The sequence below is a fragment of the Streptomyces camponoticapitis genome (genome assembly GCF_014646115.1).
GTDB classification, from domain to species: Bacteria; Actinomycetota; Actinomycetes; order Streptomycetales; family Streptomycetaceae; genus Streptomyces; species Streptomyces camponoticapitis.
This window is the reverse complement of the sequence record NZ_BMMV01000026.1, coordinates 1-13299: the sequence shown is the minus strand read 5'-3', so window position 1 is coordinate 13299 and position 13299 is coordinate 1. Positions and strand designations below refer to the sequence as shown.

Annotated in this window: 16 protein-coding genes; 8 read left to right on the top strand and 8 right to left on the bottom strand. The window is 70.8% G+C overall.

Going from position 1 to position 13299, the window contains the following annotated elements; translation table 11 throughout:
* Window positions 1–29: 29 nt before the first annotated feature.
* A complete protein-coding gene (locus tag IEY79_RS30385) occupies window positions 30–1193 on the top strand; it encodes an LLM class flavin-dependent oxidoreductase (protein WP_189110856.1) in 1164 nt (387 codons plus the stop codon).
* Window positions 1194–1241: 48 nt separating this feature from the next.
* On the opposite strand, the gene IEY79_RS30380 is transcribed toward IEY79_RS30385, so the two are convergent.
* Window positions 1242–1910 carry a hypothetical protein gene (locus IEY79_RS30380; RefSeq protein WP_189110855.1) on the bottom strand — a complete coding sequence of 223 codons (669 nt, stop codon included), beginning with the start codon at window positions 1908–1910 and terminating at the stop codon, window positions 1242–1244.
* Between the two features lie 294 nt (window positions 1911–2204).
* Between IEY79_RS30380 and IEY79_RS30375 the strand changes: the two genes are divergently transcribed.
* Window positions 2205–2711: a Dps family protein gene (locus IEY79_RS30375; RefSeq protein ID WP_189110854.1), complete on the top strand. Its 507-nt coding sequence runs from the start codon at window positions 2205–2207 to the stop codon at window positions 2709–2711.
* Window positions 2712–2723: 12 nt separating this feature from the next.
* Here IEY79_RS30375 and IEY79_RS30370 read toward each other — a convergent pair whose 3' ends face one another.
* The gene (locus tag IEY79_RS30370) at window positions 2724–3452 is read right to left on the bottom strand and encodes a YoaK family protein (RefSeq protein WP_189110853.1); all 729 of its coding nucleotides are present in this window, start codon (window positions 3450–3452) and stop codon (window positions 2724–2726) included.
* 289 nt (window positions 3453–3741) lie between these two features.
* Here IEY79_RS30370 and IEY79_RS30365 point away from each other — a divergent pair, with 289 nt between their 5' ends.
* The 3 genes from IEY79_RS30365 (at window position 3742) to IEY79_RS30355 (ending at window position 5922) form a co-directional block, all read left to right on the top strand.
* Window positions 3742–4605 (top strand): DMT family transporter, encoded by an 864-nt coding sequence (locus IEY79_RS30365; RefSeq protein ID WP_189110934.1) that lies wholly within the window; start codon window positions 3742–3744, stop codon window positions 4603–4605.
* A 138-nt stretch (window positions 4606–4743) separates the two neighbouring features.
* Window positions 4744–5334, top strand: a complete 591-nt coding sequence (locus tag IEY79_RS30360) for a TetR/AcrR family transcriptional regulator (protein WP_229701244.1) — start codon at window positions 4744–4746, stop codon at window positions 5332–5334.
* Between the two features lie 114 nt (window positions 5335–5448).
* Complete coding sequence (locus IEY79_RS30355) at window positions 5449–5922, top strand: DinB family protein (RefSeq protein ID WP_189110851.1); 474 nt, start codon at window positions 5449–5451, stop codon at window positions 5920–5922.
* A 107-nt stretch (window positions 5923–6029) separates the two neighbouring features.
* Here IEY79_RS30355 and IEY79_RS30350 read toward each other — a convergent pair whose 3' ends face one another.
* From IEY79_RS30350 to IEY79_RS30340, 3 genes are all read right to left on the bottom strand, one after another.
* Window positions 6030–6791 carry a hypothetical protein gene (locus IEY79_RS30350; protein WP_189110850.1) on the bottom strand — a complete coding sequence of 254 codons (762 nt, stop codon included), beginning with the start codon at window positions 6789–6791 and terminating at the stop codon, window positions 6030–6032.
* Window positions 6788–7699, bottom strand: a complete 912-nt coding sequence (locus IEY79_RS30345) for a hypothetical protein (RefSeq protein ID WP_189110849.1) — start codon at window positions 7697–7699, stop codon at window positions 6788–6790. Before IEY79_RS30345 ends, IEY79_RS30350 begins: the two co-directional genes overlap by 4 nt.
* Before the next feature lie 73 nt (window positions 7700–7772).
* A complete protein-coding gene (locus IEY79_RS30340) occupies window positions 7773–8336 on the bottom strand; it encodes a hypothetical protein (protein WP_189110848.1) in 564 nt (187 codons plus the stop codon).
* Window positions 8337–8525: 189 nt separating this feature from the next.
* On the opposite strand from IEY79_RS30340, the gene IEY79_RS30335 reads away from it, so the two are divergent.
* Window positions 8526–8930, top strand: a complete 405-nt coding sequence (locus IEY79_RS30335; protein ID WP_308426701.1) for a hypothetical protein — start codon at window positions 8526–8528, stop codon at window positions 8928–8930.
* A 36-nt stretch (window positions 8931–8966) separates the two neighbouring features.
* Here IEY79_RS30335 and IEY79_RS30330 read toward each other — a convergent pair whose 3' ends face one another.
* Window positions 8967–10532 carry a carboxylesterase/lipase family protein gene (locus IEY79_RS30330; protein WP_189110846.1) on the bottom strand — a complete coding sequence of 522 codons (1566 nt, stop codon included), beginning with the start codon at window positions 10530–10532 and terminating at the stop codon, window positions 8967–8969.
* A gap of 312 nt (window positions 10533–10844) precedes the next feature.
* Between IEY79_RS30330 and IEY79_RS30325 the strand changes: the two genes are divergently transcribed.
* Window positions 10845–11441 carry a hypothetical protein gene (locus IEY79_RS30325; protein ID WP_189110933.1) on the top strand — a complete coding sequence of 199 codons (597 nt, stop codon included), beginning with the start codon at window positions 10845–10847 and terminating at the stop codon, window positions 11439–11441.
* 249 nt (window positions 11442–11690) lie between these two features.
* Here IEY79_RS30325 and IEY79_RS30320 read toward each other — a convergent pair whose 3' ends face one another.
* A complete protein-coding gene (locus IEY79_RS30320) occupies window positions 11691–12131 on the bottom strand; it encodes a MarR family winged helix-turn-helix transcriptional regulator (protein WP_189110845.1) in 441 nt (146 codons plus the stop codon).
* Between the two features lie 87 nt (window positions 12132–12218).
* Here IEY79_RS30320 and IEY79_RS30315 point away from each other — a divergent pair, with 87 nt between their 5' ends.
* Window positions 12219–12632: a nuclear transport factor 2 family protein gene (locus IEY79_RS30315; protein WP_189110844.1), complete on the top strand. Its 414-nt coding sequence runs from the start codon at window positions 12219–12221 to the stop codon at window positions 12630–12632.
* Between the two features lie 7 nt (window positions 12633–12639).
* Here IEY79_RS30315 and IEY79_RS30310 read toward each other — a convergent pair whose 3' ends face one another.
* Window positions 12640–13221 (bottom strand): 3'-5' exonuclease, encoded by a 582-nt coding sequence (locus IEY79_RS30310; protein WP_189110843.1) that lies wholly within the window; start codon window positions 13219–13221, stop codon window positions 12640–12642.
* Window positions 13222–13299: the final 78 nt, after the last annotated feature.

Sequence of the window (13299 nt, the reverse complement as noted above, 5' to 3'; positions counted from 1 at the left end):
CCCGCCCGATCGATCGGAGACCCACACCGATGAGCCTCACCTTCCACTGGTTCCTCCCCACCTACGGGGACAGCCGCGATGTCGTCGGCGGCGGGCACGGCGTCCCCGTCGGCGCCGCCGGGGGCCGGCGGCCGGCCACCCTCGGCTATCTGACCCAAATCGCCCGCGCGGCGGAGCAGTTGGGCTTCACCGGCGCCCTGACTCCCACCGGGGCCTGGTGCGAGGACGCCTGGCTGACCACCGCCATGCTCGCCCGCGAGACCGAACGGCTGAAGTTCCTGGTGGCCTTCCGCCCCGGCTTCGTCGTACCGACCCTGGCCGCCCAGATGGCCGCCACGTACCAGCGCCACACCGGCGGCAGGCTGCTGCTCAACGTGGTGACCGGCGGCGAGAGCCACGAGCAGCGGGCGTACGGGGACTTCCTCGACAAGGACGCCCGCTACGCCCGTACCGGCGAATTCCTGCACATCGTGCGGGAGTTGTGGCAGGGCAGGTCCGTGGACTTCGAGGGCGAGCACCTGCGGGTCGAGGACGCCAGGCTGACGCGGGTGCCCGATCCCGTGCCCGAGGTGTACTTCGGCGGCTCCTCGCCCGCGGCGGGAGAGGTCGCGGCCCGACACAGCGACGTCTATCTGACCTGGGGCGAACCGCCCGCGCAGGTCGCCGAGAAGATCGCGTGGATCAGGCGGCTGGCCGAGGCCCAGGGACGTACGGTGCGCTTCGGCATCCGGCTGCACGTCATCGCGCGGGACACCGCGGACGCCGCCTGGGCCGAGACCCGCAGGCTGCTGGCCGGGTTCTCGCCCGAGGCCGTACGGAGCGTGCAGGCCGGGCTCGCCCGCAGCGAGTCGGAGGGCCAGCGGCGGATGCTCGCGCTGCACGGCGGCAGCGACTACGGGCTGGAGATCTCCCCCAACCTCTGGGCCGGCATCGGGCTGGTCCGCGGTGGCGCCGGGACGGCACTGGTCGGCAGCCACACCGAGGTCGCGGAACGCATCACCGAATACCACCGGCTCGGTATCGACGAGTTCATCCTCTCCGGGCATCCGCATGTCGAGGAGGCGTACTGGTTCGGGGAGGGTGTGCTGCCGTTGCTGGCCGCCGCCGGGCTGTGGCGCCATCCCGAGGCGGGAGCGGACGATCAGGGCGGTGTCCCGGTCCCCTTCGCCAGCGGGGTGGGGGCCGCACGCTGACCAGCTGTTCCGTCCCCGGGGGCCCCGGGGACGGTTGGTCTCACACGGTCACAGGCCCATGCTGCCCAGCCAGCCGCGTGTGACGGCGGAGGAGGCCTGCCGCACGGCGGCGTCCGCGGCCGCCGCCGCCAGTCCCGGCGTCGCGGGAGAAGCGGGCGCCGGGGTTGCCTCAGTGGCAGGCTGCATGAACCACACAGGGGTACCGCCCGGGTCGGCGACCCAGAGACCGGCACGGAGGTCACCGCACACCCAGAGCACTCCGTACCCGTCCGTCATACGGCGCCAGGTAGCGGCGGGCACAGAGCCCTGGTAGCTCCTGACGGACTCCCGCCGCGGGCTGAGCAAGGTCACGGTCGCCGAAACCGGCCGGTTCAGCAGCGGCTCCGGGCCGTCGAGCCGGCACGGCCAGGCCTGCCACCGCATCTCGGCGAGTTGCGCTGGGAGCCGGCCCGACACGCGCGTCCGAAAGAGCAGAAGCAGCAGCCCGGTCAGCAGGGGAAGCGGCCCCAGGCCCAAGAGCGCCGCGCCCCAGGAGCTGGACTGCACGAGATAGCCCCCTGCCCCGCACAACACCGCGCCGAGGGCAGTCAGCCCCAGACCCCGGTTCTTCATGGTCCGCAGATCCCTGACGGCCTGGTCGCGCATCCAGCGCACCGTCGCCGGAGTCTCCTTGGCGGATCCCTCCGAGGTCCAGTACCCGTATTCCTCCGCAAGCACAGCGTCTCCCCCACCCGATCGCCCAAGCCAGCCATTACATACCGACGTTCACTTCTGGACAACAGTTCCGCGCCTCTCGGCCGGGACCGTCCCGCCGCCCGCCGAGGTCCGCACGGTCCGGACGGACGCGGCCGAACGTGTGAGCCTTCCGGGCGACATCGTTCCAGCCACGCCGATGGGGCGGATTCGCGGCTGTTCCGGGCTGCGGTCGAGTGGCGCGGGGGGCGGTTGTTCGTAATGTCGGTAGGAGCCGCCACCACTCGCCTGCCGCCAGTCCCCCCAAGGAGAGCCGACATGACCGCTTCCGCCGCCCCCGGGTCCTCCCGACGAGCCGAGAAGGACATCACCGGGTTCCAGGCGTCCCCCCAGTTCGCCCAGGCGCTGCAGCAGATCGTGGTCGATCTGATCGAGCTGAACATTCAGGGCAAGCAGGCCCACTGGAACGTGGTCGGCCACAACTTCCGGGACCTGCACCTCCAGCTCGACCAGATCGTCGACGACGCCAGGGAGGCGGCCGACACCATCGCCGAACGCATGAGGGCGCTCGGGACGGTCCCCGACGGGCGCTCCGACACCGTGGCGGCGACGACCACCCTGCCCCAGTACCCGACCGGTGAGCAGAGTGTCAGCACGGTGGTCGACCTCTTCACCGTGCGTCTGCGGGCCGCGGCCGACACCGTGCGTACCCACCACGACCGGGTCGACCGTGAGGACCCCTCGACGGCCGACCTCCTGCACAGCATCATCGACGACCTCGAGAAGCACGCCTGGATGGTCAGCGCGGAGAACCGAACCCTCTGAACACCGGGCACCTCAGCCGGTCCACGACCCGCGCGCCCGCCGTAGCGGCACCAGGGCGAGCGCGACAGCGGCCACCACACATGCCGCGCACAGCAGAGGAACGTCCGTGTTCCCGTGGACGATGAGTGCCGCACCGGCCAGGGCGCCCAGGAACATGGCCACCACCGTCAGGACCCGCACACCCGGCCTGGCCCCGCCGCCGCCCCCCAGACGGCCGTCCGCCGCGATACCGGTGACCGTCATCGTCAGAACCGTCGTGGTCAGATCAGGCACGGCCAGGGACCGCACCACTGCGTTCTGCGCACCCAACGCCACCGCGAGCAGCACGATCAGCGCCCATCGGACCCCGCCGTCGAGCGGCGGATCCGCCACGCGGCTGACCACCCACGCCGCCAGCAGCAGCACGGTCTGCACCACCGTGACCGACAGCAGCAGCCTGCCCCGGTGCCACGGCGCCCGGTGGGCCAGCCGCCCCCCGGCCACCGCGCCGGCGGCGAACGCCGCCAACGCGAGGACCGACGCCACCACCGAGAAACCGGAGGCACCGGCCAGAGCGAACCCGAGAAAGACGATGTTGCCGGTCATGTTCGCCACGAAGACCCGGCCCAGAGCGAGATAGCTGAACGCGTCCACCAGACCCGTGACCACCGTCAGTACGAGCAGCAGGGGTGGCAACGGGCCATGCCGGCCGGACAGGTCGGGAACCAGCACCTCCCGGATCTCGCTCAAGGTCCTTCGCATCAACGGTGTCTCTCCCATGCAGTTCCCGAGAGGCTGCGGCGCCCACAGCAACCCTGACCGACACCGTCCGACAAGACCGGCTCCGACACGTGACCGCCACCAGGGCCGGCCGGGACCACCGCCTGCCGGTCGGGCAAGGGGTGAACGACTCCTTGCCCGTCATTCGGGTGAACGAGGGACGGGTCCGTGTCGGTGGAGCGGGCGCCGGCGCTGTGCGTCCGTGATGCTGAGGGCTACTCGACGCGCCGCCGTCCTCGAAGACCGCCCGCCCTACTCCGGGAGCCCCGATCTGACGATTCTCTGTATTCTCTTCGCGCTGTTGGGAGCCGCGAGCAATGCCACGGGCACGGTGCTGCAGCGGAAAGCCGCCCTCGTGGTGCCACGCGGCGACGCGTTCCGGCTCCGTCTTCTGCTGGACATGGTCCGCCAGCCCGTATGGCTGCTCGGTATCTGCGCGGTCGCCTGCGCGGCGCTCTTCCAGGCCCTCGCGCTCATCGAAGGACCGCTGTCCCTCGCCCAGCCCGTATTCATCCTTGAGCTGCCATTCGCGCTGCTCATCGCCCTGCCCGTCCTGCACCGCTCCCTGCCCGCGACGGGCTGGTACGCGATCGCCTGCCTGGTCGGCGGCCTCGCCCTGGCCGTGGCCGCCGCGGACCCCAGCCCGGGCACGACCCATGCCCCGATGGCCTCATGGATCATCGCCATCGTTCTGTGCCTGGGCGCGATGGGACTCGCCGCGCTCCTCGCGACGCGCCTTCCGTCCGGCGCGCGCAGAGCCGCCCTCCTCGGAGCGGCGGCCGCCATCGGCAACGCGCTGACCGCCGCGCTGATCAAGTCCGCGGCCAACACCCTGTCGGAAGACGGCTTCGTCGCGTTCCTCACCACCTGGCAGACCTACGGATTCGCCGCATGCGGCATCGCGGCGGTGTTCCTCCTGGAGAACGCCCTCCAGGCCGGACCCATCGCGGCCTCACAGCCCGCACTGACCATTGGCGACGCCACGGTGAGCCTTGTCCTCGGCGTCGCGCTCTTCTCCGAACACATCAGGACGGGCTGGTGGTTCCTCCCCCAACTCGCGGGCGTGGCCGTGATCGTCATCAGTACGTTCTACCTCTCCCGAGCCATCCCCCTCACCCGCGAAGTCTCCGGCTGATCACGCTCCCGCGAGCGCGCCCGCACCGGACGGCTTGGTCGCCGTTGATCCGGTCTGCCATCATGGACGAAACGGAACCTCACTCCGGAATCGCTACGGACCATGGTTCCGGTCTGTCACGTGGAAGGAGCGCCGGCCGTGAGCAGCAGCGGTCAGGGAGCGGGAAGCGCGGTGGGGTCCAAGCGCAAGGACGCCCGGCGCAACCACCAGGCCCTGCTGGAAGCGGCCGCCGCCGTCTTCGTCACCTCGGGTGTGGAGGCGCCGGTCCGGGACATCGCCGCCAGAGCCGGCGTCGGAATGGGCACGATCTACCGCCACTTCCCCACCCGGGCGGACCTCGTCATCGCCGTGTACCGGCATCAGGTCGACGCCTGCGCCGAGGCCGGGCCAGTCCTGCTGGCGAGCAGTCGGACGCCACACGCCGCCCTTGAACAGTGGGTCGATCTCTTTGTCGACTTCCTGGTCACCAAGCACGGTCTCGCGGCGGCGCTCCAGACCGACAACGCCAGCTTCGAAACCCTGCACGCCTACTTCCTCGACCGGCTTCTGCCGGTGTGCACCGAGCTGCTGGACGCAGCCGTCGCCTCCGGCGAGATCCGCTCCGGTCTTGAAGCGCTCCAACTCATGCGCGGTATCGGCAATCTCTGCATCGGCGCCGACAGCGATCCCGGTTACGACGCGCGCCGCCTGGTCGCGCTTCTCGTCGCAGGGCTGCGCCAACCCTCCTGACCGGGTGAGCGGCACCGGAGCCGCCACGATCGAGATGGCCGCTCCGGCAAGGAAATTCGCCGAGAATGAGGGGGCGTGGGCATCGTAGATCCATGCCGCCGAGGAGGGATCAGGATGAGCGACACCAAGCCCCCGCGCGCGGACGCCGACGAGAAGACCACTCTGCTCGGCTTTCTCGACTATCTGCGGAGCGCGGTCGCGGACAAGGCGACGGGGTTGCCGGAGCCTCAGGTCCGTGCGCCCGGAGTCCCTTCGGGCACCAGCATCCTGGGACTGGTCAAGCACCTCACGGCCGTCGAACGGTTCTATTTCCTGGGCGAGGACACGGCCGACTGGGCCGCGAGCATGCGACCCGCCCCCGATGAGACCGCGGAGCAGCTGCTCGACGGCTACCGCGACGCCGTCGAACAGGCGAACCTGGTGATCGCGGCCTGCCCCGACCTGAGCCTTCCCGTCCCCCACCCCGCGCGTCCGGCGTCCACACCGACGATGCGGTGGGTCCTGGTGCACATGATCGAGGAGACCGGACGGCACGCGGGCCACGCCGACATCCTCCGTGAGCAGGCCGACGGCTCCACCGGCCGCTGAAGCCCACGTCCGGGCCGTCCCCGACCCGCGAGAACGGCCGGCTCTGACCCGTCCGGCCGAGGCGGCGGTGTTTCTCGGACGAGGGTGCGGCCAGGAGCGCTTCGCTGTTACGCCGCCAAGAGGTCCGCCAGCCTGCCCCGGACACCGTCCCTGCCGTCCTCCGGGGCCGGTACCAGCCTCTCCCGCTGCTGCGGGTCCCGGGAAAGGACGTGCAGCCGCCCGTCGTTCCGGGCCAGGATCAGGTCCGTGCTGGTGCCCGCCGTCTCGGCCGATCCCACCGCCGTGTACTCGGTGACCGTGACCAGCGCCGAACGCTCCGCTCCGGTGAGCACGGCATCGGCGTCCGTCGATCGGTCGGTGTCCGCCGACGGGCCCCGGGGAAGCCACTCGGTGAGCGTACGGAGCGCCTCGTCGAGCTTGTAGAGGCCGATCTGGTGGACACCCAGCGCGTCGATGCTGACCATCAGGCAGATCTTCTCGGGCTGGGGAAGCAGCAGGATCCGCCACGGCTCGCCCGGCTCCGTTCCGGTCGTACGGGCGTCGAGCACCTTCCTGGCCCGCTGCTGGAACGCGACGGCGATGCCGAGGTCTCCCCGTACCTGGACCTCCTCGCCCGAGGAGCCGGCCAGGAGCAGTTGGCGCGCGGCCAACGACCTTACGGCCTCGGTGAGTTCGTCGTCCGACGGCCGCGCCTCCAGGAAGTCCACGATCGCGTCCACGGCGGTGAGTTCGGCGATGGTGTACGCGCCGAGCAGGACCGGGCCGGTGTCCACCAGATCCACCACGGCCGTGACCAGGCCCGGGGGGACGGACGCCTCGCCCGGCCCCGGCGCGGGCTCCGGAGAAGCGGTGTTCTGATCGTCGCTCATGACGAACCTCCTGTCGCCCACCCGTCCGCGGCGGGCGCCGCCCGGCTCTCCCGGAGCACGGCGGCTGCGGTACGGGACGGGGTCTGCGTCACCCAGACGTCGGAGTTGCCGAACAGGCCCCGGCCCGCCCTGGCGGACAGCGCCTGGCCCAGTTCCCCGGCCAGATCCGGCCGGTCGGGGGGCGGGAACCGGGCGGCGAGTTCCTGGGACGCGGCCGTGACGTCGTCGTTCGCCTCGATCCGGCGCAGCGCCTGGGTGAGGGACCGCGCGATCGGCGGTGACAGGGACGTGGGCACCGCCAGGACGGGCGCCAGATAGAGCGGGCGCCGCTCGGTCATCCGCGACAGCCCCCAGGGGCCGACGTTACTGTCGGTGAGCTTGTACACCACGTAGTCCATCAGGTGCCGCAGGTCGCTCGGACGCGGCAGTTTGGGCCCTCCGAAGGCGGCCGGGGTCTTCTCCAGCTGCACCCAGGTGCCCTGGGCCGTGCGGCCGTGCAGCTTCTCCCGTACGACCTGGCCGTGCATCCCGATGTCGGGGTAGAGCTTCTTGTCGATGTCGCGGTGGTGGCTGGAAAGCCGCGGGTGGCTGCCCTTGGAGTGCCGCCACTTCTCGTACAGCTGCGGATCGTCCACCAGCACGTGTCCGCCGCGCAGCACGTCCCGGAACTGCGGCACCTGGAGGCCGTGCGCCTCCAGATCGGCGAGGATCATCGCTTCCTCGGGGCTGAGCCGTTCGGCGGCCTTGACCAGGCCTTTCCGGTACGACCCGGCCCGCGCGGTGATCTCGATCATGAGCCGCACCCTGGTGCGTACATGTTCGGCCCGCTCGGCGTCGGCGCCATGGGAAGCCGCCTTGCCGGACCGCTCGGCGCGCGTGGAGAACGCCCGCTTGTGCTTGGGCTTCATCTCGCCAGTACAGCACGAGGGGGAGGTACGCGCAGGTCAGGGCGCCTGGGCGAGGTGCCGGGGCCGGGGCCGGTCAGGCTTCGGTCGACGCGGGTTCCTTGTCGGCCGGGGCCGGGGTGCTCGCGGAGCCGTCCTGCGGGGACGCCGTGTAGTGGACGGTGGCGCCCTGCTTGGACCGCTCCACACGGCTGCGCGCCACCAGACGTTCCGTCGTGGTGCGCACGAGGTTGTCATTGATGTTGCGGGTCGGGCGCCCGGCGGTGAGCGCCTTCGCGATCTCACCGGCCGTACGCGGCTCCGACTGCTCCCTCAGGTACGCGTGGATCAGCTCGGTGAGCGGGGCGGTCTTCTTCCCGGCGGTCTCCTTCCCGGCGGTCTTCTTGGCCGACGAACTCTTCGAGGGTGTGGGCGCCTTCTTGCTGCTACGACGCGTCGGCGCCTGGACCGCGCCGGTGTCGCCGAGCGCCGCGCGTACACCTTCGAGCAGTTCGTGGTCCTGCTCCAGACCGCTCAACTGCGCTTGCAGAGCGGCGACTTCGGCACGGATACGCTCCTGCTCCACGGTGTTCCGCTCAAGATCCGCGGCGACCTGCTCCGCGTACTGGGTCTTGATTGTGTTGTTCTCCGTTGTGCGCATGAGGGCTCCTCGGGTTGGGTGTTGGGTGTGGACTCTACCCATGGGCCCCTTCGGGACTGTGGGGTGAGTGACAGGGAACACAGGAGGGGCACGTTGGGGACGATACTCAAGGGTGTGCATCGCGTTCCGTGGCATGAGTTGGAGCATGCGTACGGTTCCGCGGAAGAAGTCCCCGGTCGGCTGTCTCGTGTGGCGTGGGGTGACGCCAGGACGAGTGGCGACGCCCTGAGTGACCTCGGTCTGTGGCTCGGTGAACTCGCTGTCTTCGACGCGACTGTCGCGGCGGTTCCGTTCCTGTGGGACCTGGCGGTGACCGATTCCGTCACCTGTCGGGCGGAGGTGATCGAACTGCTCCAAGCGGTCCTTGAGCACGGCAACGCTCCGCAGATCGAAGTGCAACACGCGGCTCACCTCGCCGTGCTGCGCGGAAGGAGCCTGGTGGACGTGCTGAGCGGAGACGAGGATCCCGCGGTGCGGGCAGCGGCGATCGATCTGGCGGGGGCGATCGACGGGCATGCCTGTGGGACCTGCCGTCCGCGCCGGGCGCCCGCACCATGTCCGCCGGCAGGTCCTCGTACGCCTCCGTCGGGGTAGGCCCGTCCACATCGGCAGCGGATACACACAGCGGCTCTACGTGTGCCCGAACGAGACCTCCTGGCCGATCAGTGGCAGCGCCGGGAACACGTGGTCCTCCCAGAGCAGACGAGAGGGCTCCTCCGGGTACGGGCGGACAGCCGGTTGTGTGTCGAAGAGTTGGGTCAGACGTTCCGTGGTGTCGTACGCGGGCCAGCCGGGGTCGCCATGGGTCGCGAACGCCGTCCACGCGCCGCGCATGTGCGTCGACAGCGCCTCCGCCTCCGGCGAGGGGGCGCCGCCGATCAGCCCGGCGGCCTGGCCGGCGTCCAGGTTGCCGAAGACGAGCGGCACGTCCAGGCCGTGGCAGGCACCGAGCGTGCCGCCCATGCCCGGTGCGGGCCAGGTCAGTTCGTAGACGTGGGCGCGGCCACCACCCGCGAGCTGAGCGTGGGCGAGGTGGAGGGAGGGCATGCGGAACAGCCAGTCCGCGTGGACCAGTTCGTACAGTTCGTTCGGGTCGGCCGACGGGAAAGCCTCGCGGTAGCGTTGTGGGCCGTCAGGGCCAGGGGCGTACACACGCAGGGCGGCCGATGCCTGCTCCTCGGTCGCCCGGCCGAGTGTGCCGTCGATCAGACCGAACAGCCGGTGTTTGTCGCGTGTGTGGCCCGCGATGAGTTCCACGTCCCGGCAGGCGCCGTCGGCCAGTGCCTGCCACGGGGTGACGGGAAGGACATCGCCGTCGACAACGGGCGCGAACGGGATCTGCCGGTGCGCGGGCAGCCCCCAACGCTCGACCCGCTGCGCGAGTTCGGCCGTGAGGGCGTCGCCCGCGCCGGACAGCCGGATCGGGTCCACGGACGACAGGTCGGCCGTCGTCGGCCGCAGTCCCAGCTCGGAGGCGCAGGCGGTGGCGATGTCGGCGGCGAGTTCCGGGGAGAAGAACGTGCCCGGCGCGCTCTGTGCGACGGCCCGGTGGAAGAGCCCCCGCGCACGCCCCATCGCCATCAGCGCGGCGACCGACCCTCCGCCCGCCGATTCGCCGAAGACCGTGACCCGGTCCGGGTCCCCGCCGAAGGAACGGATGTTGTCGCGTACCCACTCCAGCGCGGCGACCTGGTCGAGCAGTCCCCGGTTGGCCGGTGCCCCCTCGATCTGGGCGAAGCCTTCAATTCCCACGCGGTAGTTGAACGTCACCAGGACGACGCCGCCCTCCCGCGCGAGACGGCCGCCGTCGTACTCGGGCAGCCCGGACATGCCGATCACATACGCGCCGCCCTGGATCCACACCATCACCGGGAGGCCCGCGCCCGGACCCGGGTCGGGCGACCAGACATTGGCCGTCAGCCAGTCGTGCCCCGCCGCCTCCCGCGCCCGCTCGTCCATCCCGAAGAACCCGGCCTGCGGTGGCGGCGGTCCGAACGCCGACGCCTGGCGTTCCCCGTCCCACGCGCGCACCGCCCGCGGCGCGGCGAACCGCAACGAACCAACGGGTGGTTCGGCGAACGGGATCCCCCTGAAGACGGCCAGGCTCCCCTCCCGTGTGCCGCGCACCACGCCGGCCGCCGTGCGGACCGCCGGATCGGACGGGGAGCCGGACGGCTGGGGCGCGGCAACGGGCATGACAGCCACCTCTCGGATGGAACGGGCCCGATGGAACGGCGCCATCGGCACGCGGGGACGGACCGCCGTCCCGGCGTGCCGCTCCCGCGGATCGTCCCACCGGGGCGGGGGCGTGGGCGAACCGATTTGTGGGACGTCCCCCCACCGTTCCGTCGGGCGTTCCTCCACCGGAACGTAACGGCACGTCAGCGGGGGTGGAACAGTCCCAGGCGTTCCGCACGTCGCCGAGTCTCTTGTTGCGCCGGGCCGGGCCCGCCAATGCTGGTGAGACGTTCAGCCAGTCACGATCAACGGGGAGCCCGACCAATGAACATGAACGCGATCCGCACCACCGTCCTCACCGCGGCGGTGACGGGCCTGACCCTCGCCTCGCTCGCCACCGCCACGGCCGCCGCCGCGCCGGCGCCCAAGTTCCTCAGCGCGGGGCAACTGCCCGCCGCCGGCACCCCGTGGACGGCCGAGCCCGTACGGAAGGGGCTCCCGGAGTACGGCTCCGTGTGCACGGCCGGAGTCGTCCCCGCGAGCGGTTCCTCCTACCGGGAGTTCCGTACCGAGCTGGACACCACCGGCCGTCAGACCACCACGGTCGCCGCCACCACCGCGAAGGCGAAGGCGCTGGTGGCCAAGATCGACCAGCGGATCGCCGGATGCCTCGACCGGCTCGCCGAGGACGGCATCATCGGGGAGGCCTTCTACCACGGCAGGATCGATGTCGAGGAAGGCGCGGACGTCTACAACGTGGACACCTCGCACCCCGAGATCGGCAGCGCCGACGCCCAGTTGATCTCCGTGGGCCGCGACGGCCGCACCGTCACCGTCCTGGAGATCGGCCACCTCGGCTGGACGCTCTCCGAGGAACTGGACCCCTTCCGCGCCAGCACCCGCACCGCCGTCGCCAAGCTCTACTAGGGCGTGTCTTCAAAGTAGCGCCGTCCGCCCGCAGGGCGGGGCCCGCGGCGGCTGGTGCGGTGCATCGCAAGGCGGAGGATCGTCCTCGTACTGGGCGTACTCGGACGAGTCCGACAACGCGGCGAGGTGCCGTGCCAGGCGTCGCGGGCCAGGCGGGACTTTGAAGACACGACCTAGGGCCCGCCCCTGTCTCCGGCCGGGTCACGACAGGTCTGGCCGGAGGCCTACAAGGGCCTTTGGGCGGGGGCCTCAGTCCCCTTGGTGGTGCGTGAACAGTCGGGTGAGCAGGCGGGTCAGGGCCTGCCTGTCCTCGGCCGACAGCGGTTCCAGCAGGTCGTCCTGCACCCGGTCAAGCGCTCGGTCCATGCGTCGCAGTTGCCGACGGCCCGCCGCGGTGAGGGTCACCCTGTTGCGCCTTCGGTCGTCCGGGTCGGGTGTCCGCTCGACGTGATCCCGCTCGGCCAGTTCGTTGATCGCCGCGACGACATCGCTGCGGTCCATGTTGCAGCGGCGGCCGAGCTCCGCCTGGCTGGCCACCCCGAACTCGTCCAGCGCGGCCAGGATCCGGTAGTGGTAGCCGCGTGCGCCCACCTCACCGAAGCCCTCGGACGCCAGCCGGTGGGCGTGCACCGCCACCTGGGTGAGCAGCCAGCTCGGCTTCGCGGTCAAGTGTGCGGGGGTCTCTTCCACGGGGTCACCCTACATCGTTGGCGCCGCCAACCGATCTCTGTATAGTTGGCGACGCCAATATTGGGTACGCCAACGAAAAGAGACGCCATGCTCACGAGTGCCGCGGTCTCCGACCGTATCGAGATCGCCGACCTGTTCAGCCGCTTCGCACGTCTGCTCGACGAGAAGCGGTGGGACGAGGCGGACACCGTCTTCACGCACGATGTGACGGGGCATTCGCCGCGCAGCGGGGAGATCCGCGGTATCGACGCGCTCGTCGCCTTCATGCGACAGGCCGAGGTCGAGGGCGAGCACACCCAGCACGTGACCACCGACCTGCTGGTGGACGTCGACGGCGACGAGGCGGTCGCCACGGCCAACTCGCTCGTGTACTTCTTCCGCGACGGCCGGGCGCCCCATGTGTCGAGCGGCCTGCGGCTGGCCTGCACCGCCGTACGGACGCCGGCGGGCTGGCGACTGCGAGAGTCGCGGACCGTCCTCGTATGGATGCGGGAGAAGTGATCCCCGCTCAGGACCGGTGCGAGTCCTGGTCGACGGGCCAGTCCCCGCGGCCGGCCAGATCAAGCACCAGCGCCGCGATGTTCCACGCGTCGTCGTCGCCCCGGTGGTGGCGGCCCTCCAGCGGGAGACCGGCCACCGCCAGCGCCCGGGCCATTCCGGGGCGTCGCCTCAGACCGTAGGAGGCGGTGAAAGGGACCTTCGCGTTGGTGTGACGGTGGCCGAAGGGGTACTCCGTGCCCGTCCGCCGGCACTGACGGGTGAACTGGTTACGGTCGTAGTCACCCCAACTCGCCCAGGGCAGCAGGGCCGTTCGGTGCTGGGCGGTCAGCGCCCGGCACGCCTCGGCGAAAGACACGCCCCCGTCCACCTCGGACTGCGTCAGCCCTGTCAGCTCCGTACAGAACGGGCTCACCTTCGACCGGGCCGGGCGTACCAGCAGCCGGTGCTTGGCGAGGCGCTCACCCGCACGCAGGTCCACCACAGTGAGCCCGATCTCGATGATCTCGTTCACCTGGCCGGGCGGCGGTTGTCCTTCCCAGCACGTCGCCTCGACATCGACCACGTTCAGCAGGTGCTCCCCCATGTCCATGAGGTGGGAGCCTAGGGCGTGTCCGCAAAGTCTGTTGGTCGTTGGTAAGTCGTGGTGAGACGTCATGAGTTGACTGAT

Excerpts from the sequence above, each read along its gene's own strand:
- IEY79_RS30385 (WP_189110856.1), top strand. The coding sequence starts at position 30 with ATGAGCCTCACCTTCCACTGGTTCCTCCCCACCTACGGGGACAGCCGC.
- IEY79_RS30375 (WP_189110854.1), top strand. The coding sequence starts at position 2,205 with ATGACCGCTTCCGCCGCCCCCGGGTCCTCCCGACGAGCCGAGAAGGAC.
- IEY79_RS30370 (WP_189110853.1), bottom strand. The coding sequence starts at position 3,452 with ATGCGAAGGACCTTGAGCGAGATCCGGGAGGTGCTGGTTCCCGACCTG.
- IEY79_RS30355 (WP_189110851.1), top strand. The coding sequence starts at position 5,449 with ATGAGCGACACCAAGCCCCCGCGCGCGGACGCCGACGAGAAGACCACT.
- IEY79_RS30350 (WP_189110850.1), bottom strand. The coding sequence starts at position 6,791 with ATGAGCGACGATCAGAACACCGCTTCTCCGGAGCCCGCGCCGGGGCCG.
- IEY79_RS30345 (WP_189110849.1), bottom strand. The coding sequence starts at position 7,699 with ATGAAGCCCAAGCACAAGCGGGCGTTCTCCACGCGCGCCGAGCGGTCC.
- IEY79_RS30340 (WP_189110848.1), bottom strand. The coding sequence starts at position 8,336 with ATGCGCACAACGGAGAACAACACAATCAAGACCCAGTACGCGGAGCAG.
- IEY79_RS30330 (WP_189110846.1), bottom strand. The coding sequence starts at position 10,532 with ATGCCCGTTGCCGCGCCCCAGCCGTCCGGCTCCCCGTCCGATCCGGCG.
- IEY79_RS30325 (WP_189110933.1), top strand. The coding sequence starts at position 10,845 with ATGAACGCGATCCGCACCACCGTCCTCACCGCGGCGGTGACGGGCCTG.
- IEY79_RS30315 (WP_189110844.1), top strand. The coding sequence starts at position 12,219 with ATGCTCACGAGTGCCGCGGTCTCCGACCGTATCGAGATCGCCGACCTG.
- IEY79_RS30310 (WP_189110843.1), bottom strand. The coding sequence starts at position 13,221 with ATGGACATGGGGGAGCACCTGCTGAACGTGGTCGATGTCGAGGCGACG.